The following is a 22,836-nucleotide window of genomic DNA, read 5'->3' on the forward strand; positions in this document are numbered from 1 at the left end:
GCCTAGCGTCAAACGGAAGTTGACACCATCTGCGGAGGCTCGTCCCTATGGCGGTCCGGGTGGTTCGAGGGGCATGGCGCATCCGCCAACCCTCCCAATACCGCCGGTTCATTGTCTGGATGTGTGGCATTTTGCTTATCTAAGTCCCAATTCGTAGACCATCTTGCGTATTGGGCATCCCATGTGGCAATCTAGCCTCGCTCTAAGGACGAGTCGGCGCGAAGGCTCCTCTGAGGGGCGAACTGTATCCAAAATGCCTGACTGTCCCCCTATCCGCTGACGGCGTCGAGACGTATCGAGTGCGCCCAGATCTGGGCGTCATGCTTGTCACCCTGGGTCCATCTGGAACGCCCGAAATAAGTCTCTCGCCACTGCTAGCACCTCCCGACTTGGTCGTTTCCTTTCCAGGAGTTGACTGCCGTGAGCAGTGAAGAAATCTCCGTCCTCGACGTCATCGTCAACCAGTCCAAGCGCGTGCTTGAGACCTATCGAATTGACTCAGGTCTCATTCAGGAACATGCCAACGGTGAACGGCGCATCAAAGAAGGTGGATACGGCGATCGCCAGGTTTATGAGCTCGTTCAGAACGGTGCAGACGAGCTACAGAATGAGCCGGGCGGTGAGATCGCCATCGTTCTCACGGCATCCCACCTTTACTGTGCCAACCAGGGCACCGCGATTACCCCGCAGGGTGCAGACACGATTTTGCGCATGGGGGTTTCCCGTAAGCGCGGTGGTCAGATCGGCCGTTTCGGGGTCGGCGTGAAGTCGGTACTGGGCGTAACTGACGTTCCGGAGTTTTTCAGCCGCGAGGATGATAAGAGCTTTGGTTTCGATCGCGAGTGGGCGGCGGCACAGATCAAGATGGTCAGCCCCGCTGCAGACGAAACCCCTGTGCTCCGTATGGCCAAACCCCTCGAGCGGGATTGGCACAAGACCAATGACCCCGTACTCGCTGAGTTGTTGGAGTGGGCGACTACCGTTGTCCGCCTTCCGCTCAAGCCGACTGCGGTTAACCGTCTTGCCCGGGACATCAGGGAATTCCCTGAGGAGTTCGTCCTCTTCTCGCCGCACGTGGGAACCGTGACCCTGCAGGATCGGAGGACCAGCAAGGCGGTGGTCCGTCAGATCTTCCAGCGAGACGACGGAGTTTGGCGCGATCTGCAGGTGGATCACTCCGAACAGGAATCAAAGATCGACAAATGGCGGGTCTTCGCCCGCCGACACGTGCCTTCCGCGCAAGCACTGGCTGAAGCCGGCGAACTGCACGACCGCCCAGAGGTAGATATCTCCTGGGCCGTCCCGATGGCACGCCAGAAGGGAAGGGGGAAGTTTTGGGCCTACTTTCCCACCAATTATGAGACCACCCTCCGGGGAATCATCAACGCTCCTTGGAAGACCAGCGAGGATCGGCAGAATCTCTACAACAAGAACGCGTTCAACCATGAGCTGATCAAGGCCGTTGCCGAGCTGATAGTCGACTCTCTTCCTCAGCTGTCTCGCCCGGACGACTTGTGCGCTCACGTCGACGCACTTCCAGCCCGCGGTGATGAGGAGCCTCAGTGGGCGGCTGCGGAACTGGTCAAGGAGATCTGGAAGACCGCTGCAGATCGCCCCACTCTCCCTGACCAGGATGGTGTTTTCGGAACGGTGGCCCAGGTGCGCCTCCACCCCGAGAAATTGCTTCCCGAATGGCTAAAAATGTGGGCGGAACATCAGGGCCGGCCAGTCAACTGGTGCCACCACTCCATCGAATCGGGGCGATACCGGCGGGAGAGGGTCGGCTACATTCAGGGGCCGGCGAAGGTATCCACGGCATCGGCCAAGGAGTGGCTTGAGGCGTTGGTTTCTGACGGGTCTCCCCAAGCGTCAGCCAGGGCCGTAAAGATCGCCGCTGACATGATTCGGCAGCAGCACGCCCAAGCGGGGGACGCCGCCCGCGCGAAGATCGTTCTGACCGAGACCCGCGGTATGGTGGCGCCATCGAATCTGGTGTTCCGCCGCTCCAGCAGTGACGGGCTTGCGGATAATACGGAGTATGTCGACGAGCGGGTCTACGCAGGAGATCCTGCAGTCGTCCACGCTCTTGACTTGCTCGGAGTGCATGAGGCTGACTATGCGGGACGCTTTGCGTCCGTCGTAGAGCAGGGATTCCACGCGTATAACGCCGATAACTGGGTTTCATTCTGGGAGTTGTCGCGCTTGGCAGGCCCGGCCAGCACACTGTCTGCTCTTCGAGAGCGGAAGGTAGACACCGCGAAAGACCTCAAAGTCCGCACGCTAACGGGTGAGTTCCGGCGAATCCGGGACTGCCTCATACCGGGTCGTGTGGTTCCCGCCGACGGCTCACGCGACAAGCAGGTCGCCGTGGACATTGAGTTCCACCGCGACGATCGGACGATACTTTTCGATCTCGGGCTGATCGAAGGACCGGTAGCTAATGTCGCCCCTGATGGGGACGGTTGGTTCGACGATTACAAGGAGGCGTACTGGCGGCAATACGTCTCCAAGCTCCCCGCGGGTGAACCTCGTCCGACTCTCGCCAAAATGCAGTTCGAGGGCACCAACCCGCCCGGTCCTCTGCACCTGTTCATGTTGCTTTCCTCGGAGGGCCGCGCGGCGTTCCTCAAGGCACTGCCGCCAGGCAGTGCGGTGGCGATCTGGACGATGCAGCCTGGGAACAAGGGGATGGAGAGTCGGCGCTCCATCGCCTCGCCGATTCGGTGGCTCGCTCGCACGCACGGTTATCTCCCAACCTCACGTGGGCTTCGCGCCGTTGCACGCTGTGTCGGTCCCGAGTTGAGCGCATACAAAAGCGTTCTTCCAGTTACCGACGCACCCAGCAGCGTCGCTTCGATGTTGGGGCTACCACATGATCTTGAAGGCTTGAGGGAGTCGATGTGGGCGGAGTTGGCAGAGGAGGCATCAGCGTCCACTGAGGACGCCTTCCCAGGCAAGGTCTACGCGCTCATGTTCGACGCCGGTGCGGACTGGCCGCAGAACGCAACCACGCGTTGCCGAGTTGGCGATGAGTGGCACAGCGACGTGGATGACACGGAGATCGCGGTCACCTCTGTTCGCACCGAGTATGACGCGCTCGTTCGTGAGCGGGTCCCGGCCTTGCTCGTGCCCACGGAGGACGTCGCGGAGCGGATGCGCGACGTGTGGCACATGCTCTCGCCCTCGGACGCGATTCAGAAGGAGATCCGTCACGTTGAGCAGGCGGAAGCTGTACCCCTCATCGAGGAGTTTCCGTACCTCAAGGTGATTCGCCGCGCCCAGGTGGACGGCTGGTCCACGGTCCGCTGCGATGAACTGGAAGAGATCATCCGCACTCCGAACGGCATGCGGACCCAGGCGATACCGGCAGCGGCACTCTCACAGGAGCGGAAGGTTCTCGTCCGTATGCCGGCCGATGACCTGCAGGTGCTCAACGCGATAGACCGAGTGCTCAAACTCGGACTGGGGCCCGCGAACTGCAAGGGCGTCCTTGAGAGGCGTGAGCAGCAACGCAACGACGAGCGTTTGCAGCGCGTTCGGAAGGCCGAGGACGAAGCCGACAAGCTGTTGCTTCTCGTTGGCGAGGAAGCGCTCAAGAAGGGACTGCCTGAAGGACTGCTGGAAAGCGACGAAGCGGAGAAGGGCAGGCGCGCCGATGCCCGGCGAGTCGCCGAACTCGCCCACAACGCCCACGGAGCCGGAAGTCTTCGCGCCTACAGAAAGGACATCGAAGCCGTCGCCGGCGTCTTTGCGGGTTTCAGCGGCGATGCCAATTCGGTGCGTTTGGTGAGCAATCTCGGCTTCTCGGAATCGTATGCCGGTACCAAGGTTGAGACCTTGGCTCCGCTTGAGAAGGTAAACGGTCCCACTGCATACCCGCGGCTTCACGACTACCAAGAGAAGCTGGCGCAAAAGGCTTTCGATCTGCTGACCAGGTACGAGGCGCCGCGTGCGATGCTGTGTCTCCCCACGGGTGCCGGCAAGACCCGTGTCGCCGCCGAAGCCGTCATCCGGTTCGTGAAGGAACGCGGACTTGGCGGTAGGCCTGTTCTGTGGATCGCGCAGAGTGCGGAGCTGTGCGAACAGGCGGTGCAGAGTTGGTCGTTCGTCTGGTCCAAAGTGGGACCGGACGAGCAACTCATCATCAATCGGCTTTGGTCGACCCGCGAAGCCGCCGCAAGCAAAGACACCGCACAACTGGTGGTGGCCACGGACGCCAAGCTCCAGTCAGTCCTGGACAAGCCCGAATACGCTTGGCTCCGGGACCCGGCGCTCGTGATCGTTGATGAGGCCCACACTTCGATCACGCGTAGCTACACAAGCATTCTGGCCTCACTCGGCCTTACGCACCGGGAAAACTCTCGGCCGTTACTTGGTCTGACGGCCACGCCGTTCCGCGGCTTCAACGAGACGGAGACGCACCGACTGGTAGAGCGCTACGGGCGGACTCGTCTTGATGAGGGCATCTTCGAGAGCGGGGATCCCTATGCCGAGCTCCAGGAACTCGAAGTGCTTGCAAGGGTGGACCACCGGCAGCTCGAGGGCATGACGCTCACGCTTTCCGAAGATGATCTGCGCCAGGCGGCCGCCTTTGAGGGAGCCCGACTGCCCTCATCGGTGGAGGAGAAGCTGGGCCTGGACATGGAGCGTAACAAGAGGCTGATCAGGGAAATCGAGGCGCTGCCGCCCGATAGCCCGATCTTGCTCTTCGCAACGTCGGTGAATCACGCCAAGTTGATGGTGGCCCTGCTCAATGGCCGTGAGATTCCTTCTGCGGCGATCGACTCCGGCACTCCGGACGCCGACCGGCGCACCCTGATCGAGAAGTTCCGGCGGAAGCAGATCCGCGTGCTGGCCAACTACGGCGTACTCGCCCAGGGCTTCGACGCCCCGGCCACCGAGGTGGTGATCGTGGCTCGGCCGACCTACAGTCCCAACGTCTACCAGCAGATGATCGGGCGCGGTCTACGCGGCCCGAAGAACGGCGGCAAGGAGACCTGCCTGATCCTCGACGTGGCCGACAACATCATCAACTACGACAGGCAGCTGGCCTTCACCCAGTTCGAGTACCTCTGGGGCAAGAAGTGAGCGACGCCTACAGCGGCACCCCTCCACTCACTGATGAGCAGCGCGCTGTCGTGGAGCAGCCTGCCGACGCGCTAACCCTGGTCACCGCCGGGGCAGGCGCCGGAAAGACGCACACGCTCGTGCGTCGCCTGGACCGCCTCGTTGCGGAAGCAGATCTGAGCGCCGGTGAGATCCTTGTGCTCACCTTCTCCCGCGCCGCCGTCCGCGAGCTCAGGAACCGCCTTTCTCAGTACGGCGAAGCCGCCCGGCATGTGCGCGCGCAGACCTTCGACTCCTGGGCACTCGACCTACTCACGCGGGTCGACGCCCAAGGCGACTGGCCCAGCAGGACTTTTGAAGCGCGAATCGAGGGTGCGCGGAAGGCGATCGACGAGGGCCTTGCCGACGAGCTGTACGAGCACGACCTCCGTCACGTCGTTATCGACGAGGTTCAGGACCTGGTCGGGGCGCGGCGGGACCTGGTGGAGGCTCTGCTGGATCGGTTCGACTGCGGGTTTACCGCGGTGGGCGATCCGGCTCAGTCGATCTACGGCTTCACGATCAAGGACCTCGCGGAGCGTCAGGGCGAAACCAACCGATTCTTCGAATGGCTCCGTGGCACCTTCGGTGAAGAACTGACCGAGTTGCGGCTGACCGAGAACTTCCGAGCGAGGACCGAGGATGCCAAGGCAGCGCTCGGTTTCGGCCCTCGGCTCCGGGCGCTCTCAGAGTCCGGCAACCAGGATGGCGAAGCACAGTACAAAGAGCTCCGCGATGTCCTCACCGGTGTCATGGACTTCGGGGGGTTGGATGAACTCGCAGCCGACGCGCTTACCAGCTACGCAGGCACCACCGCGATTCTTTGCCGGACCAACGGTCAGGCGCTGATCCTCTCGGAACGGCTCCACTCCGCCGGAGTGCCGCATCGTCTCCAGCGGTCGGCTCGAGACCGGGCCGTTCCCGCCTGGGTCGGCGTGCTGATGGCTCGGCGCGACTCGTCCTCTCTGAGCCGGGAGGAATTCGAGGAGATGAGGCCCAACCTTCCGCTGCCAGACGGTTCGGATGGTGATCTTCTGTGGCGGTTGCTTCAGCGCACCGGTTCCGGCCGAGGATCGGATCGAGTCCTCGATCTTTCCCGGTTGCGATCGACACTCGCATCCGGGCGGCTGCCCGACGAGTTGACCGCGCAACCGCCGGCGCGGTTGGTGGTCTCGTCATTCCACCGGGCCAAGGGGCTTGAGTTCGATCGAGTCCTCGTCGTGGATCCCGGTCCGCTGCAGATGGTCGAGGCCAAAAAGCGCAAAGGCGGCGAGAAGGATGCAGCCGAGGAAGCCCGGCTGCTCTACGTGGCCATGACCAGGCCGCGGGACGAGCTCTTTCGACTCGAGGTGATGGAGAACCTCAACATCCGCGTGGACAATCGAACCAGCCGGTGGGGGCGCTATTTCTACCAGTACTGGCGCCGTGACGGCCTCGAGCTGCAGGGCGGCGACGTGGTCACCGAATACCCCGCCGGGACGGTGGATTTCGACGCCGACGTCACCGACGTGCAGCACTACCTGGCGACAGCCGTACGTCCTGGCGATGTCGTGGAGCTGGAGCGCCTCTACCCGGACCCCGTTGCTCTGCTGGAGAGCCCGCCGTACGTCATCAAGCACCGTGGGCGTGCGATTGGAACGGTCTCCGAACGGTTCCGAGCCGATCTGTACCAGTACCTGAAGACCAGCAAGACCTACATCCCGCAGAACTTTCCAGCTGTGATCTCCGGTGTCCGCATCGATGTGGTGGGGACGGTCGCCGGCGATGAGGCGGCGGGTGTCCGCGCCGGACTCAACCACGGGATTTGGCTGGCGCCGCGCCTTGTCGGCCTGTCCACCTTCGCATGGGACAAGAAGACTCAGGAAACGGAACTCGATGTCCAAGCACAGTGAGCACTATGCCTTCCGGGGCGACCTGGTCGAGCGCTTACGGGTCGACACTGTCGGCCCGGTGGGCGGGGGGGATGAGATTCTCACGGACTCCCCGGTGACGACCTACGCAGCGGGCGTGCTGTACCCCCAGCGGCGCGATCGCGAAGAGGTCCGGGAGGAGACGGGGGAGCGTGATGTCGATCTCTCGCCCGAGACCCGGGTCAAGGACGATGCCCCTGACACCGGTGTCTCCCTGGCGAACGACCAGGCGCCCTCGTCCATGGGGCTGACCTTCGGGGTCGCCCCCACGATTTCGCCGATCGTCACGGTGACCGTTACGGCAGCGATCTACGAGTCGGTGGACGGCACCGGACGTCCGGTGAAGGCCCAGCGTGCCGAGCGTCGGGCTACGGAGGAGCAGGAGCTGCGCTGGCGTCGTCGCCAGTTGGAGATCGACTCGGTATCCGTGGATGTGAACATTGCCGGCCAGGTCACCGAGACTCTCGCCCCGGGCGTCGAGCTTCGAGTCCGGGTGCGGAAGCCGAAGGACGGCGCTGTCTCCGTCACCGTGGCCCTGCTCAACGTGCATGAGATCGAGCAGTTCGGCATTCGTGACGCCTACTGCCTCTTCCAACCGAGGATTCACGTTTCCGGTGCGGAGGGGACGAAGCCGTTCGTGGAGCGCCCGGTGCCCGTCGGGGCGGACGAGGACGAAATCAAGGCGAACCGGCTGCTCTACCGATACGCCCCGAACTTCGCGGTCGGCCACGGCTGCGCGGCCGACTGGGACTGGACGCCGCCCGCTCCGCGGGACGAGGTGCTGCTTAAAGGCACCCCGGCCGCGGTCGCCGAGGTCTGGACCGAGTTCGTCCCGACCAAGGAAGTGCTGCTCACCGACTCCAACCCGGAGATCGACGACTCGGCGCTCCGCATGATCGACTTGGCTCGAAGGTCCGACGAGGAAATCATCTCGGCCATGCGCGGGCTGGTGGAGGACTACCGCGCCTGGATCGCGGAACGGGCCGAGGAATCCCGTCTGCTGGGCAACACGGAGTACGGGCAGGCCGCAAGGGCCCAGGTCAATCTGTGCGAAGCCGCCTGCGACCGGATGGTCTCGGGCATCGAGACACTTCAGCGCGAACCACAAGTCATGGCCGCTTTCCGTTACGCCAACGAGGCAATGGCCGTGCAGCGGGCCCGCACGAGTTGGATCAAGGGACAGAAGCAGGGCGAGCCAAATGTGGAAATGGGCAAGTGGCGCCCATTTCAGATCGCCTTCTTGTTGCTCTGCTTGGATGGCATCGTTGATCCCGATCATGATGACCGGCGGGTCGCCGATCTCCTCTGGTTCCCTACCGGTGGCGGTAAGACCGAGGCGTACCTCGGCATCATCGCGTTCACCGTCTTCCTGCGACGGCTGAGCAAGGGCGACCGGGGAGGCGGGGTCACCGCGATCATGCGGTACACGCTTCGACTGCTCACTCTGCAGCAGTTCGAGCGCGCGGCCGCCCTCATCTGCGCAATGGAGAACGTCCGGAGCGCCCGGCCGAAGGAGCTGGGCAACGAGACCATCTCGATCGGCATGTGGGTAGGCGCCGCAGCCACGCCGAACAGGCTGAAGGACGCGGCCGAAAGCCTCAAGAAACTGCGGGACGGTGGCGACCTGCATAAGGAGAATCCGGTTCAGCTCCGCTTCTGCCCGTGGTGCGGCACCGCCATGGGACCGAACGAGTACGAAGTCGACGTCACCAGCTCCAAGATGCGCATCTACTGCGCCGCCGAGGAATGTGACTTCCACGACGCGCTTCCGGTCCACGTGGTGGACGAGAAGATCTACGCGGTTCGACCGACGCTGATCATCGCGACTGTGGACAAGTTCGCGCAGATCGCCTGGCGGCCTGAGGTCGCGGCACTCTTCAACCGGGATCGCGAGGGGACGGCCCCGCCGGAGCTGATCGTTCAGGACGAGCTCCACCTGATCTCCGGGCCGTTGGGCAGCCTCACCGGGCTCTACGAGACCGCGATCGACGTCGCCGCAGACCAGCCCAAAGTGATTGCCTCGACTGCGACCATCCGCCGCGCAAAGAAGCAGGGCAAGCGGCTGTTCAACCGCGATGTGGCACAGTTTCCCCCCGCCGGCCTGGACGCTCGCGACTCCTGGTTCGCTGTGGAAACGCCGGCTCCGGACAAGGCGTCACGGCTCTATGTGGGGTTGCTCGCGCCCAACACCAGTCAGGCGACACTATTGGTCCGCTCGTACGCGGCGCTGTTGTACCACGCGGGCCAGATCGAGGGTCCCGAGTCGGTTCGGGATGCCTACTGGACCTTGGTGGGCTACTTCGGCAGCCTGCGAATCCTCGCAGCGGCCGAACTACAGGTCTTGGACGATGTCCAGGACCGGCTCAAGCTTCTGGCTAAGCGGCATGGCATCGAAGCCCGACGAGCGGACCAGCTCACGGAGCTGACCAGTCGGGTGAAGTCCAGCGAGATCCCAAAGCGACTCAAGGACCTGGAGCGCATGCTTCCGGACGAGGGCGTCTTCGACACCGTGCTCGCAACGAACATGATCTCGGTCGGTGTGGACGTGGACCGGCTAGGTCTCATGGCCATCATGGGGCAGCCGCAGACCACCGCCGAGTACATCCAGTCGAGCAGCCGCGTCGGCCGCCGGCACCCGGGCCTGGTCGTCACGCTCTACAATGCCAACCGGTCCCGGGACCGCTCGCATTACGAGAGCTTTGTGCCCTACCACTCGGCGCTCTATCGGCAGGTGGAGTCCACCAGCGTTACGCCGTTCTCGCCTCGAGCTCGTGACCGGGCGCTGCACGCCGTCCTGGTGGGCATGGCCCGGCTCATCTACCCCGAGCTCCGGCTCAATGGGGCGGCGGCAGCCGTGCTCAAGCACATGAGCCGGATCGAGGAGCTGCAGGATTTGATCCTGGCCAGGGCTAAGGCCGTCGATGAGGAGGAGTTGGACGGGGTCGAGAAGGATCTGAACGATCTCATCGCCAAGTGGGTGCAGCTCGCCGACGACAATCCGGATCTGGTCTACGAGGCCAAGCCCCGGTTCAAGCGGAGCGAGCGGCGTAATCCCGACGAGGCGCTGTTCCGCACCTACACCGACAGCGATCTCACGAAGGCGATCCCGACGCTGTGGAGCCTCCGTGACGTTGACGCCGAAGCCGACCTTTACCTGGAGCGATAGAGATGGCACTGCGTAACGCACGAACGCGACCGGCCGGCCGGAACGGCGATGCCGATGTCACGCGGAAACCGCTCGGCGCGGTGCGGAGGGCCCAGGCCATCACCACGTATGGTGTCGGAGCTGTGATCGCTATCGAGGATCAGTCGTACATCGTCAGTGGGCTCGACAGTTGGCGTGTGTGGCCCTCCGATGTGATCTTCGAGCCGCGGCTCCAACACTGGCTCCGGGTCGCAAAGTTCCAACTCCCCCCCGCGGACGACCCCTCCTCCGGGGATGGGGTCAGGGTCCGCCTGTTCCCGGAGATGTACTCCTGTGCCTCGTGCAAGAAGCTCCAGGAGTTCCGCAGGTTCGGTTCGCCTTCGGGCAAGAGTGTCTGTGGTAGCTGCGAGATGCCGCTGACGCCGTCTCGATTCGTCATCGCCTGTGAGAACGGACACCTGGACGACTTCCCGTACTTCGAATGGGTGCATAAGAAGAGCGAGCGGACCTCCGGTGAGAACGAGCAGGTCAAGCACGAACTCACGCTGGAGAGCACCGGTCAGACGGCTTCGCTGCGGTCCGTCGTGATCAAGTGTTCGTGTGGGGTGCGACCGGCGTCGTTGGAAGGGGCTTTCGGCGGCGGCGCCATGTCCGCCCTGGGGATCAAGTGCAGGGGCGGGCAGCCATGGCTCGGGCGTGACGCGAAAGAGCCCGGGTGCGCCGCCGTACCGCGGACCCTCCAGCGAGGTGCTTCGGCGGGGTGGTTTCCGATCAACAAGTCGGCGTTGTCGATCCCTCCGTGGTCGGAGACGCTGCAACAGCAACTGAACCCGCATTACGCCATGTTGGGCGTCTTGCTGGACAACGACCTGCCGGACGCGCTCATCCTGGAGACGATCAAAAAGACCGACATTATGGACGACGGTCGATTCACTGCGGACGAGGTTCTGGCGGCTGTCCGCCGGCGTCGCGAGCTGGAGGCAAGCGCGCCGCCCGATTCGGACGAGACGGTGATGTTCGAATCGGCGAACGAGCTGCGTCAGGAGGAGTACAACCAGCTCTACGACGGCACCGGAAGCGTCGGGCGCGACGAGAATTTCGAGTGTATCCCGGCACCCGGTGACGGTGGCGCGCTGCCCTACGGCGTCAAGCGTTCCATGCTGGTGAAGCGGCTTCGCGAGGTCCGGGCCCTCCAGTCGTTCACCAGGGTCACCATGCCGGACCCGACTGGAGGCGACACGCGGAAGGCCGCGATGGCCAAGGGGTCGGTGGACTGGCTGCCTGCGGTCGAGGTCAGCGGCGAAGGTGTCTTTCTCGCCGTGGACGAGCAGCTCCTGTGGGAGTGGGAGCAGCGGTCGGGACCGGTGCAACGGGCACACCAGATCTGGGGCAACCACACGGCGATCCTGCGCGAGCGGGCGGAACGGGCCGGAAGCACAAAGCATCCCGGCGACATCAAGTCTCCGGTGACGCCTCGCTATCTGCTCCTGCACACTCTGGCGCACATTTTGATCAACGAGTGGAGCCTGGATTGCGGCTACCCCGCCGCGTCGCTCCGTGAGCGGCTGTACGTCTCCGACCGGATGGCCGGCGTGCTCATCTACACCGCTACCAGTGACTCTGCGGGCAGCCTTGGTGGCGTGGTCGCCCAGGGCGAGCACCGCAAGCTGCACGAGACGCTGGAATCGGCGCTGGCACGGACCGAGTGGTGCTCGCAGGACCCGCCATGCATGGAGTCCGAGGCCAACGGCATCGACAGCCTCAATCTGGCTGCCTGCTACGCCTGCGTGCTGCTGCCCGAGACCAGCTGCGAGACCAACAACGTCTTCCTGGACCGCGCGATGCTGATCGGAACCCCGGAGGACCCGTCGACCGGTTTCTTCTACAAAGGCAAGTGAGTAGCGTGATCTTCCGGCCCGATCCTGACCGGTCGGGCCGGAAGCCGAGCTGAGGAGGAGTACGACGTGGCACGTCTGGGCATCCACCAGGACTTCCTGCAGGATCTGATCCGCTTGGAGCGCCCAGTCCAGCAGAAGGTCGTCGACACCATCCTCAGGTTCGAGCAGACCGCGCACGCCGGAGCACATCTGGAGAAGCTCAACAAGATCCGTGACGAGCGGCTGAAAAGCATCCGAATCGATCGGAAATACCGGGGCATCGTCCTGGCTCCTGACAAGGGCGATCAGTTCACCCTGCTCCGCGTCGACACTCACGATGAGGCCTACGAGTGGGTTCAGAACCGCCGAGTGTCTGTCAACATGGCCACCGGCCACATGGAGATCCGCGACGAAGCGAGTATCGACATGACGATCGAGGCGCTGACGCAGGTCCCCACGAGGCCCCTGAAACCCCTCTTCCACCACGTCTCCGACGCCGACCTGATCCGGCTGGGCATCGACGACCAGATCCGCAAGTTCGCGCGGATGCTGACCGACGTCGCCATGCTGGAGGCGCTGGAGGGCAGACTTCCCCAGATCCAGTACGACGTGCTTTTCGGACTGGCCGCCGGGATGTCCCCCGAAGATGTCTGGAACGACGTGGTCGGCTCCGCAGCACCCGAGAAGATCAACCCGGACGACCTTGAGGCGGCGACTCGTCGTATGCCTGACAAGGTGGCGTTGGTCCACGGGCCGGACGAGCTCATGGAGCTGTTTGACAAGCCTTTCGCTCGCTGGCGGGTCTATCTGCATCCGTTGCAGGGGGAGGCGGCCTTGCGGTCGTATTCGGGTGCGGCGCAGGTGACGGGTGGTCCCGGAACCGGCAAGACCGTCGTTGCCCTGCACCGCGCCAGACACCTCGCCCGACAGGGTGGGCGGGTGCTGCTCACCACGTTCACCGCGACGCTTACTCGTTCGCTGGCCGAGTCGCTCCGGTTGTTAGAGGCCGATGACGAGGTGCTGTCACGGATCGACGTGCTCACCGTGGACCAGGTCGCCCGCCGAGTGCTCGATGGGCACTCCGGGAAGTTCGCGCTGCTCCGCGAGGATGAGGAGATGGAGATCTGGCGGCGGATCGTCCGTCGCCGTGACCTGGACTTCAGCGAGACCTTCCTCCGAGAGGAGTGGCGGCAGGTGGTCCTGGCCTGGGAGATCACTGGGTCCGACGGGTATCTCGCCGCCCGTCGTCTCGGGCGCGGCCGGCGCCTCGGCTCCCTGCAGCGGGCGAAGATCTGGCGTGCCATCGCGGAGTTCGAGCAGGAGTTGAACGACCGTGACCTTCGCACGTTCGAGACCGTCTGTGTAGAGGCGGCCCGCTCGTTGGCCGAGAGGGACGGCAAGCCGTACGACCACGTGATCGTCGATGAAGCCCAGGATCTCCACCCGGTTCGCTGGCGGGTACTGCGGGCAGCGGTGGCCGAGGGGCCAGATGATCTGTTCATCGCCGGCGACACACACCAGCGGATCTACGACAATCGGGTTAGCCTCGCTTCGGTCGATATTCACCTGGCCGGCCGATCCACTCGCTTGAAGATCAACTATCGCACCACCGAAGAGATCCTTGCATGGAGCTGCGCCATGCTGGCTGGCGAGAAAATCGACGACCTTGACGGTCGGCAGGCGAGCCTGAGCGGCTGCCGCTCCGAAGTCCACGGAGCCAAGCCCGAGCTGTTCCGAGCCTCGACCAAAAGCGCCGAGCTCGCTCACCTTGCGGAGACCGTGCAGTCCTGGCTGGACGCGGGAGTGCAGCCCGAGGAGATCGGTATCGCGGCGCGGTCGGGCCCGCTGGCCCAGGAGGCGGCAGCCGCGCTTACGCGTGCCGGCATCGCCGCGACCCACCTCACACGTGACAAAGACGGCGCTGAGGGGCACGTACGGACTATCACCATGCACCGAATGAAGGGCCTGGAGTTCCGCTGCGTGGCGGTGATCGGGGTGGGCGCGAACCAGGTGCCGGCCGCGAGTTCGATCACACCGCTAGAAGAGGACGCCACGACCCATTGGAATGACCTGCAACGGGAACGTTGCCTGCTCTTTGTCGCCTGTACCCGGGCGCGCGAACGCCTGCAGGTCTCCTGGCACGGTGAACCGAGCCCGTTCCTCAACCTCGCCAGTGGCTGACGATCGCCGCTATTTCCTCGCTGGAGATCGCCGCAAGTCTCAGAGGGGATGGTCTGCGGTTCCGGCCGGTTACGAGCAAACCCTCGCCGGGAGGCAACGACTCGGCGCCCATGTGGTCGAGCACCCGCATGCTCTGTTCCGTCGTTGGCACCCTCAGGGCCAGCCGGGCTGCGATGTAGGCCTTGACTCGACTGGTGATCACATGTTCGTCGGGCGAGGCCGTACGCGCTATGACATGAACGCCGACCGCGCGGCCTTCCCTGGTCAGCTCCGTGATCGCCTTCTCCGTGGAAGCCAGCCGCATGGGTTCGGCCAGCTCGTCGACGACTGCAAGCACGTGCGGATGGACCAGTTCGGTATTGCCCAAGGCCCCGAGAGGGACAGGCGCTCGCCCTTCGCGCACCTCCCGGTTGAACTGGTCGGTGGTACGGCAGCGCGTCGAGGAGAGATCGGCATAGCGTCGTTCGACCTCGGCGACCGCCCATGCCAGCGGATCCTCTTGATGCACCACGTGGGGGAGTTCCCAGAACGGAGTCAGGCGGCCCATGCGGGAATCGAGCAGCGCGAGGCGGAGCTGATGTGGGCTGCGTCGCATCAGAGCCGAGGCAATGAGGGTGTGCAGTGGATCAATCTCCCCGACGTCACCGCCGATCAAAAAATGTGGGGACTGCGTCAGGTCCAAGACGGCGGGATTCCCATCCCGGCCACGTCCGATGATCAGCGCCTCTTCCGTGGGCGTTTCACGCAGCAGATCACCAAGGCTGATCAGGTCGGGTATGGCGTGCGGCACCTCGACGCCCACGGCGGCGACACCTGGCAGGGGCGAAGTCGATCGCTCTAGCTCGACAAGTCGGACCGCGGTGTTATTCAAGGCGGCGGTGAAGGCGGCCGACAACGTGAGTACCTGGGCGGCGGGCGTGGTCGGTCCGAGCCTGATCTCGTACCGAGTTAGACCGGGGGCGCGAGTGTATCCGGCCACCTTGGCGTCGATTCGTGCCTTGCGTAGGACGGCCTCGATTTTTTTCGCCGCGGCGTCGTCAACGTCGGTGTGCTTCCGCTCAGGAACGCCCGACTTCAGCAGCCTCTGTGGCGGAGGCTGTCGAACATTTTCGGCACCGGCAGACAGTTTGGGTTGCGGAGCAGGCGGAGTCCGCATGGCCTTCAATCGAGCGGCGACCTCCCCGGCCGTCTGCGGGCGGTCCTCAGGCTTCTTGGCCAGCGCCTGGAGGATCAGCTCGTCCAGTTCGGCCGGGATTTCGGCACGGGTGGCGCTGGGGGCCTCCGGAGTTTTGGAGCTGTGCTGGAAGATCAGTTGCCAGCCGTTGCCGAGGAAAGGGCGATCACCGGTAAGCATCTCGTAGAGGACGCAGCCCAGAGAGTAGAGGTCACTCCGCTCGTCCGGTTGGCCGTCGAACTGCTCAGGAGCCATGTAAGCGGCAGTGCCCACCTGCGTGGTCGCCTTGCTCTGATCGGGGTCGAGGACCCTGGCGATCCCGAAGTCGCAGAGCTTGGGCCGATCACCAGGCTGAAGCATGATGTTGGCGGGCTTGATATCCCGGTGGATGACTCTCTTGGCATGGGCGGCGGCCAGTGCGTCAGCCAGGCGCGCTCCGATTGTTATGACACGCTCGATCGGCAGGCCGTTCTGGGCCTTGTCGATGACCTTGGCCAGGTCCTCGCCGGACAGCAACTCCATGACGAAGAACAGCTGTCCCCGGTGTTCGTCAGCGTCATGGATCACGACGATCCCGGCGTGTTGAAGCGCGCCACAGATCTGTGCCTCGGCCCGGAAGCGCTCAACCCGATGCGGCTCCGGATCGAGATGATTGGGGAAGATCTTGACCGCCACATCGCGGTTCAACCGCAGGTCGAAGCCCTTCCAGACCTCTCCCATAGCTCCCGCGCCGAGCTTCTCGTTCAGGCGATACCGATCGGCCAACGTGACGCCGTCCAGCACGGCACCCTCCGTTTCGATCAAGGGGAGCCATTGAGATCGCGGTGACTCCGGCCCCGAGCCCGTGACGGTGATCGGAGTTCGGTACGGATCGTAGTCGCTCCGCAGGGTATGGCTACGTTTGTGGAGGAATCGGGGTCGCACGTCAGTCATCGCCAGCCCGGAGTCTCCGCCGTACAAGAGCGCGCCGGCCGGGACGGGGCGATCAAGTTCGACGGAGGCCGAGACGAACAGCGCGTCGCCGCCGGCGTACCGCACGAGCCGGGCGGGCGTCGTACGGTAGGGGCCGTGACGCGAACGGGTGCAGAGTCGTGGGCGTCCAGTGCCGCGACTCGGGCGAGCATGAGATCGAACAAGGGCCGGGATACGAAGCCAGAACTGGCCCTTCGTCGAGCGGTGCATGCAATTGGTCTGCGTTACAGGGTTTGCTTCCGCCCCCTCAAGAGTGTTCGCCGGACCGCTGATCTGGTGTTTACGAAGGCGAAGATCGCTGTCTACCTGGACGGATGCTTCTGGCACGGATGTCCCCAGCACCACACTGTCGCGGTGACCAACGCAACCTTTTGGGCGGAGAAGGTACGGCGAACCCGGGAGCGTGACGCTGAAACTGATCGCCTGCTACAGGAAGCCGGGTGGTTGACGATCAGAGTGTGGGAGCACGAAGAGCCCATCCGGGCGGCGGCGCGTATAGCAGATGTAGTTACTTCTCGTCGCGCGACGGCGCGGGAGAAAGCTGAAGAAAGACCTCGGCAAACGGATCAGCAGCCTCCTGATCGGAACAACCTCCATCAGCATTAGAACTAGCGGTCAGGGTCGCACAGCTTTCTAAAGGACGCGTCCCAGTCGTAGTCCGAGAGTTCCCGCCCAACAGGAACCATGGCGAATGAGTGGACCAGGAACTCTTCCAGATTCTGGCGAGAAATCCAGGCGTGGAGCGGATCGGTCCAGGGAAGCTGAAGAATGGCCTGCAGCCATCCGAAACCCGCATCCTGCAGGCAAATGTCTTTGCATGAACATTCGTCGGGCGGGCATGACCGGTTAAGTCCGGCAGCGATAGTCTCACGAGGGACATCGAAGACTGCGATAAGCGGAACGTACATGCGCACGTGGAGCGGCATCTCGGTGTCGTACGTGAGAAATGCGGAAAGCATGACCGCACCTTCAACATCGAGGTGGAGGGAAATACATGTCTCAAATCTCGTCATGTGAGCTCCTGTGGGGGGTGCGGGTTGGAGGACTCCGGGTGAGCCTTTGTTAATAGGCATAGATGTTCTACTCGTGCGCGATCTCCCTCGGCGCGAGGCGCGTCTTTGGTTATTCGTTGCACTGCAAATATGCCCCTCTAGGGCTATATGCAGCAAATGGTAGGCAAGACTAGAAGTAGGCCGATTGCTAAATAGCGACCATGTTCGGGGATAACCATTGCATAGTCTGCCGGATCTGTCCAGAAGGGAATGGTGACATTTTCGGGCGCTTCGGTCGTCGCCGTACCTTCAAGTAGTGATTTGTCGGAATTATTTGTATGAACAGTCTGCTGTGGACTGGGTGTCATCGACGGTCGCGGGAGCGATTTGCCCCAAATTGTCTGCTTGCTTGGGTGGCGGGGTCCAAGGCGACTGCGGCTCCTACGGGGTGTCCACCCGGAGTGCGAGTGGCGCATATAGCAAGGGCCCTTGAGGCAGTGTCAATTCACATTTGACTCATCTTCTGTTGTCAAATTTGATGTGCTGAATGGCCGTCGTCCGCGAGGGCTCGATGAGCTGCCTCGGCTCGACCCGGACAGGGATAGACAGCCAGTCGACCGTGTCAGTGGTGCTGGTGCTGGTGGCGCTATGGGTTGGTCACTGGCGGCGACCGGCTGAGGTCAGGCTTCGATGCGGTGCCTGGACAGGTGGGCGAGGACGGCGTGGTTGGCTTCCCAGCCGTCGGGGAATTTGACGGGCACGTTGAGCTGGACGCGCCCCGTGGACGGATGGTTGTCCAGCAGTTCGGCGATTCCCGCGCGGGCGACCACGATGCAGGCGTGTCGGTGGCGTGAGGTGAGCACGCACAGGCGGCCGGATTCGAGGTGGAACGCGGTGGCGTCGCGCCGTCCGGACAGCGGGTGCAGGACGATCGTGACGTCGTATTCGCGGCCTTGGAGCCGGTTGGCGGTGTCGACGGTGACGCCTGCGGGGATTCCCGCGGCGCGGATGGCGGCGACCTGGTCGTTGTGCGCGCAGCCGATGGCGATGCGGTCGGGGCTCACGTCGTGGGAGCCGTTCTCGTCGTGGGCGACGGCTCCGCGCTGCAGGAGGCGGGTGGCCAGGCCCGCGCAGGCTTGTACGGCTTCGGCGTCGGTGCGGATGGTGTGCCGGCTGGGAAGCTCGTGCAGGGCCCATCCGCTGGCGGCGGCCTCGTTGAGGGTGCGGTCCCAAGGGACGGGGAACCCGGCGGTGGTGAGCCGGAGCTCACGGTCGGCGGCGGCCGTACCGGATCGGAAGGACGCGAAGGGATAGAACGCCTCGGAGACGAGCGGCGCGGCGGACGCGGGCAGCCGCCATGAGACGGGCAGGCGGTGCACGGGCAGGTTGTTGAGGCGGGCGATGACGGCGACCGCGCTCTGCATCGGGTCCCAGGCGAGCCCGGCCCAGCGTTCGGTGTCCACGACGGAGAAGGGGTCGAGTTGCCCGGGGTCGCCGACGAACAGAGCGCGATCGAAGAGTGCGGCGATGGCCAGCAGCTTGTCGGAGCGCATCTGGTAGGCCTCGTCGACGATCGCCCAGGTCCAGGTGCGGCCGGTCACGTAGGCCCACTTGTCCGCAGTGGCGATCACCACCGTGCAGGCTTCCACGTGCTCGATCTTGTTGGAGGCGGTGACGCCGGGGTGCCGCGTCACCCGGGCCGGTACGGAGAATCCGTCGCTGTGCAGGCGGCCGATGGTGAGCGCGGGAGCTTTGGACGCCAGCTTGTCGGCGAGGTCGTCGACCTGCTCGTTGGTTTGCGCCACGATCATGAGCCGCTCACCGGAGTCCGCGAGCGTCGTGGCCGCGGTGACGACCAGAGTCGTCTTGCCGGCGCCCGGCGGGGAGTCGACGATGACACCCCGGTGCGCGCCGCCGGTGAAGTCGGCCAGGATCGCCTCGGTGGCGGCGGCCGCCGCCTGCGCCGGAGTCTCCGCGATCACGACCAGGCCTCCTCGGCGTCCTCATCGGTGGGCGTGTAGGGCGTGGGCGGGCCACCGTGCGTCCACGGGGTGTCCTCGCCGGCGGGCAGCCGCGGCCGTTGCCCGCCGCCGGGGTCGAGCTCGGCGTAGCAGACGACGTCGCCGACCTCCGGAAGGCTTCCGGGAGCCGGACTGGCGCCGCGGCCCATCTGGTCGTTGATCTGGAGGACGACGAGGTCGCCGTCGATGCCGACGACCTCGGTCCTCTGCTTGCGGTTGCGGCTGGAGAAGAGCTTTCTGCCGGGCGAGAGCCGTACGGGGTCGCTGGTGCGGATCGTGACAAGCGGGCGAGGCGCCGGCCGGGTCTTGCCCGCGGGCACGATGCGCCGGGCGGCGTCCACGCCGACGACCTCCCCGGTGAACGCCTTGCCGGCGACGCGGTGCTCGATCATCACGAGAGGGTCGTCGAAAGCGCGCTGCGCTTCATAGGTCTGCACGACCGACTCCAGGTCGGCCAGGCGGATGGCCGCCCGGACGGCGCTGTCGACGCGCCCTCGCGGAGAGCCGCCTTCGGCGAGGCGGGCGGTCTCGCGGGTGAACTGCTCGCGGTCCCTCACCCAGCGCACGTCGACGGTCGCCGCCTCGGGAAGGCCGCGCAGCAGCCGTACGGCATGCCACATGAGCGACCAGGTCGGCGTTAATTGGCTTCGCAGCGCCTCGCGCACCTGAGCCTCCGAGCCCGACGTCTCGTAGGCCCGGATCGCGTGTTCCAGCACCTGGCCGTCGAAGTCGGGATGCGTATCGGGCCCGGCGGGAGGAGAGATGAGCGGGTCTTCCGCGGCCAACGCGGCTTTCGCGCCGCTTTGGCCGTCCGGGGGGCTGATCCACGCGAGCTGCGTGGCGAGGTTGGCGTCTTCCATCGGGCTCTGCCCGGTGGCGAAGTGAAGGGCGAGCGCGTCGGTCATCGCGACCAGCGCGGACGACCCGGCATATTCGGCGCGGTCGGCGAAGAACGTCAGCCACTGCCCGAGGACGGGAACGGTGGGGTGCACCGGATAAGGACCGTCGGCACGGCGAAACCGGGTGGAACGGCCGAGCAGCTTGGTGAACGCGACGCCGCCCCGGCTGGGCACCAGGATCTGCGGGGCGTCGGCATATCTCTCGTACGGCGTCTTCGCCTCAACCGTCTCCACGACCTCGGCGAAGCCCTCGATGTACGGCAGCATGACGTCGGCGAGCTCGGCCATGAAGGCGAAGCGCAGGTCACGGTTGCGCGGCTGGGGGACGACGAGAAGCCGCGGGTTCTCCGGGTCGGTGCCGACCATGGCCGCCAGAGGTGCGGCGGCCTCCCCGGCGAGCCTCAACGGGATGAACACCATCGGTGCGGCCGACAGATGCACGTGCCGTACGGTCGCGACCGGCTGAGCCCGCCCTTCCTGTGCGGCCAACGCCCGCGCGTACGAGCTCATGATGCTCATGCGATCGCCTCGGTGTAGAGGCGCCGGACGTAGCGCAGCTGCTCGGCGATTTCGAGCTGCTCGGGAGACGGCGGCCTGCTTTCGTCGGCCAGGCCGAGCACGGCGGGGATGGATTCGAGGCCGCCGAGCGCGTCTCTGGCGGTGCGGCCGAGCAGGTCCGTCGACCCGTCGCCGCGTGCCTCGGCGCGGCAGAACAGCGCCATTTCACAGCTCGACAGGCATTCAGGGGCGAACCGTGCCCCTACGGAACCGACCGCCTTGCCGACCTCGTCCGGCGACTGCGTCTCGAGGTCGAACGTGAAGTCGGCCGGGAGCTCCTCGAGGATGCGGTCGATGCGGGTCAGCCGGGACAGCTGCCGTCGGAGCGCCGCAAGTTGCTGGCGCACGTCGAGTAGCGTCGCCGTCGGGTGGTTGGCGAAGTCCTTGGGGCAGACCAGCACGACGTCGTGGGAGACGCGTTCGGGGTCGAGGCCCTCGGCGGCGAACAATTCGCGCAGCGCGTGCACGTAGACGGCGGACTGGCGGGCCGCCGCCGCGACCTGACCGGCGTCGGCCTGGTCGTCGACGACGGCGAAGGACTTGATCTCCACGACGTGGAACCGGCCCTCGATCTGGAAGGCGATGATGGACGGTTCGAGGTAGACCTCGTGGCCCGCGACGGTGAGCTTGAGCAACGGGTGGTCGAAGAGCGTGCAGGAGCCGTCGCCGCCGGCGGCGGCCCGCTTCAGCAACGCGCGGGTGCGGGTGTGCCGCATCTGATGACTGTCGTTGCCGCCGACGTCGGAGATGTCGGCGTAGGCCGCCTCCGAGATCGACAGGCCGAGCGTCTCGCGCAGCAGCCGCAGCAGGTGGGCGCAGCCGTTCGCCTTGACGAGCGCGTCGAAGGACGCGGCACGGGTGATGGCGAACGGCGACTGCCCGAAGGGGGCGGGATGCCCGACATAGGCGGCCGTCTTCTGCTTGTCGACTCCGGCGGCGTCGAGCAGGGCACGCCGGTCGCAGCCGGGGTTGACGGCCAGGGCCGCGATGGTGCGGGCGTTGTGGTCGAGGGGAGCGACGGGGCCGCGGAGCGTGTCGAGACGGTTCACGCCGTCCTCGCGGTCTTCAGTCCGGCGCCGAACAGGCGCGTGACCTGGTCGAGTTGCTTCTCCGCCCGTTTGGCGGCCTGTCCGCGTTCGTGCATGTCGCTTTCTCGATGGATGGTGAGTTCGGCCCCGGCGGCGGCGATCACCTGCGCGGGTTCGGCCCGGTCGAAGCCGTCGACCGCTCCGGGAATGTTCTGGGCCATGCCGGTGAGCAGCCGATAGGCCGCGAGTGAGGCGTCCTCGCCGGCGTGGATGAGCCGGGCGATGTGCTCCGCGATGCGGATGGCCGAGGTCAGGAAATCGGTGCGGGGGCTCAGCGGCCCGATTATCCGGATCTGCGCCGGCCAGGTGCTCACCGCGAGAAGGCCGCGCGCGGGGGAGAGCAGCTCGGAGGTCAGCGCGGCGCACAGATAGTACGGCCTCGCGTACGGGGAGGTCCGGAAGGATTTCTCCTCGTCCCGGCGCAGGCTGGTGAGCTGGCCGGCGGTGACGCGGCCGGCGAAGAACGCCTCGTTGACGGCGACGATCATCTTGCCGGCCGTCGGCACACCGAGCAGCGTCAGCGCCTGATGCACCTGCTCACGGACGGACAACGAAGGGGCTTGCGCGGGCTCCGGCTCGGGATCCAGCGCGTCGTCCCACGCCCTTTCCGTCTTGCGCAGCTCCGCTCGCAACAGCCGTACGGTCGCGTGGTCGGCGGCTGCCTTGGCGGCCCGCACCTGTGCGCGCAACTCGGCGATGCGTCGCTCCAGAGCGTCGAGTTCCACGGTCGGGGAGCGTATCAGAAGTCCCAGGAGTAACCGGTCTATTCCACTTGCTCCCGCTGTCTTCCAGTATCGATGGCACGACGCGATCGACAGGGCGCGTGTTCGTTCGTCGGTAGGCGGGGACGTTCCGAGCTTCGAAATCGGCATGATCCATCCCGAAAATCCTGTGCGGGAAATATCCTCTGGAC

The 22,836-nt window shown here is 65.0% G+C and carries 12 protein-coding genes; 6 read left to right on the forward strand and 6 right to left on the reverse strand.

Translation table 11 applies throughout. The features are described 5' to 3' along the window. The first annotated feature begins 420 nt into the window (after window positions 1-420). The 5 genes from Pth03_RS05215 (at window position 421) to Pth03_RS05235 (ending at window position 14,219) form a co-directional block, all read left to right on the forward strand. On the forward strand, window positions 421-5,088 hold the full coding sequence (locus Pth03_RS05215; protein ID WP_239118767.1) for a DEAD/DEAH box helicase: 4,668 nt from the start codon (window positions 421-423) through the stop codon (window positions 5,086-5,088). Then, a complete protein-coding gene (locus Pth03_RS05220; RefSeq protein ID WP_203942969.1) occupies window positions 5,085-6,998 on the forward strand; it encodes a UvrD-helicase domain-containing protein in 1,914 nt (637 codons plus the stop codon). Before Pth03_RS05215 ends, Pth03_RS05220 begins: the two co-directional genes overlap by 4 nt. Beyond that, a complete protein-coding gene (locus Pth03_RS05225) occupies window positions 6,883-10,182 on the forward strand; it encodes a helicase-related protein (protein WP_239118768.1) in 3,300 nt (1,099 codons plus the stop codon). Before Pth03_RS05220 ends, Pth03_RS05225 begins: the two co-directional genes overlap by 116 nt. 2 nt (window positions 10,183-10,184) lie before the next feature. Beyond that, entirely contained in the window at window positions 10,185-12,059 is a 1,875-nt protein-coding gene (gene drmB, locus Pth03_RS05230; RefSeq protein WP_203942970.1) for an MrfA Zn-binding domain-containing protein, read from the forward strand. A gap of 66 nt (window positions 12,060-12,125) precedes the next feature. Then, window positions 12,126-14,219 (forward strand): UvrD-helicase domain-containing protein, encoded by a 2,094-nt coding sequence (locus tag Pth03_RS05235; RefSeq protein ID WP_203942971.1) that lies wholly within the window; start codon window positions 12,126-12,128, stop codon window positions 14,217-14,219. On the opposite strand, the gene Pth03_RS05240 is transcribed toward Pth03_RS05235, so the two are convergent. Next, window positions 14,200-16,176 (reverse strand): DNA translocase FtsK, encoded by a 1,977-nt coding sequence (locus tag Pth03_RS05240; protein ID WP_203942972.1) that lies wholly within the window; start codon window positions 16,174-16,176, stop codon window positions 14,200-14,202. The genes Pth03_RS05235 and Pth03_RS05240 overlap by 20 nt on opposite strands. A gap of 108 nt (window positions 16,177-16,284) precedes the next feature. On the opposite strand from Pth03_RS05240, the gene Pth03_RS05245 reads away from it, so the two are divergent. Further along, the gene (locus Pth03_RS05245; RefSeq protein ID WP_203942973.1) at window positions 16,285-16,971 is read left to right on the forward strand and encodes a very short patch repair endonuclease; all 687 of its coding nucleotides are present in this window, start codon (window positions 16,285-16,287) and stop codon (window positions 16,969-16,971) included. Window positions 16,972-16,973: 2 nt separating this feature from the next. Here Pth03_RS05245 and Pth03_RS05250 read toward each other — a convergent pair whose 3' ends face one another. From Pth03_RS05250 to Pth03_RS05270, 5 genes are all read right to left on the reverse strand, one after another. Further along, window positions 16,974-17,378, reverse strand: a complete 405-nt coding sequence (locus Pth03_RS05250) for a hypothetical protein (RefSeq protein WP_203942974.1) — start codon at window positions 17,376-17,378, stop codon at window positions 16,974-16,976. Between the two features lie 659 nt (window positions 17,379-18,037). Beyond that, window positions 18,038-19,339 (reverse strand): AAA family ATPase, encoded by a 1,302-nt coding sequence (locus tag Pth03_RS05255; RefSeq protein WP_203942975.1) that lies wholly within the window; start codon window positions 19,337-19,339, stop codon window positions 18,038-18,040. Next, window positions 19,336-20,796 carry a hypothetical protein gene (locus Pth03_RS05260; RefSeq protein ID WP_203942976.1) on the reverse strand — a complete coding sequence of 487 codons (1,461 nt, stop codon included), beginning with the start codon at window positions 20,794-20,796 and terminating at the stop codon, window positions 19,336-19,338. The genes Pth03_RS05255 and Pth03_RS05260 overlap by 4 nt, the downstream gene beginning before the upstream one ends. Further along, complete coding sequence (locus Pth03_RS05265) at window positions 20,793-21,884, reverse strand: hypothetical protein (RefSeq protein WP_203942977.1); 1,092 nt, start codon at window positions 21,882-21,884, stop codon at window positions 20,793-20,795. Before Pth03_RS05265 ends, Pth03_RS05260 begins: the two co-directional genes overlap by 4 nt. Then, on the reverse strand, window positions 21,881-22,648 hold the full coding sequence (locus tag Pth03_RS05270; RefSeq protein WP_203942978.1) for a hypothetical protein: 768 nt from the start codon (window positions 22,646-22,648) through the stop codon (window positions 21,881-21,883). Before Pth03_RS05270 ends, Pth03_RS05265 begins: the two co-directional genes overlap by 4 nt. Window positions 22,649-22,836: the final 188 nt, after the last annotated feature.

Origin of the sequence: Planotetraspora thailandica, from assembly GCF_016863335.1 — a bacterium.
Taxonomy (GTDB): domain Bacteria; phylum Actinomycetota; class Actinomycetes; order Streptosporangiales; family Streptosporangiaceae; genus Planotetraspora; species Planotetraspora thailandica.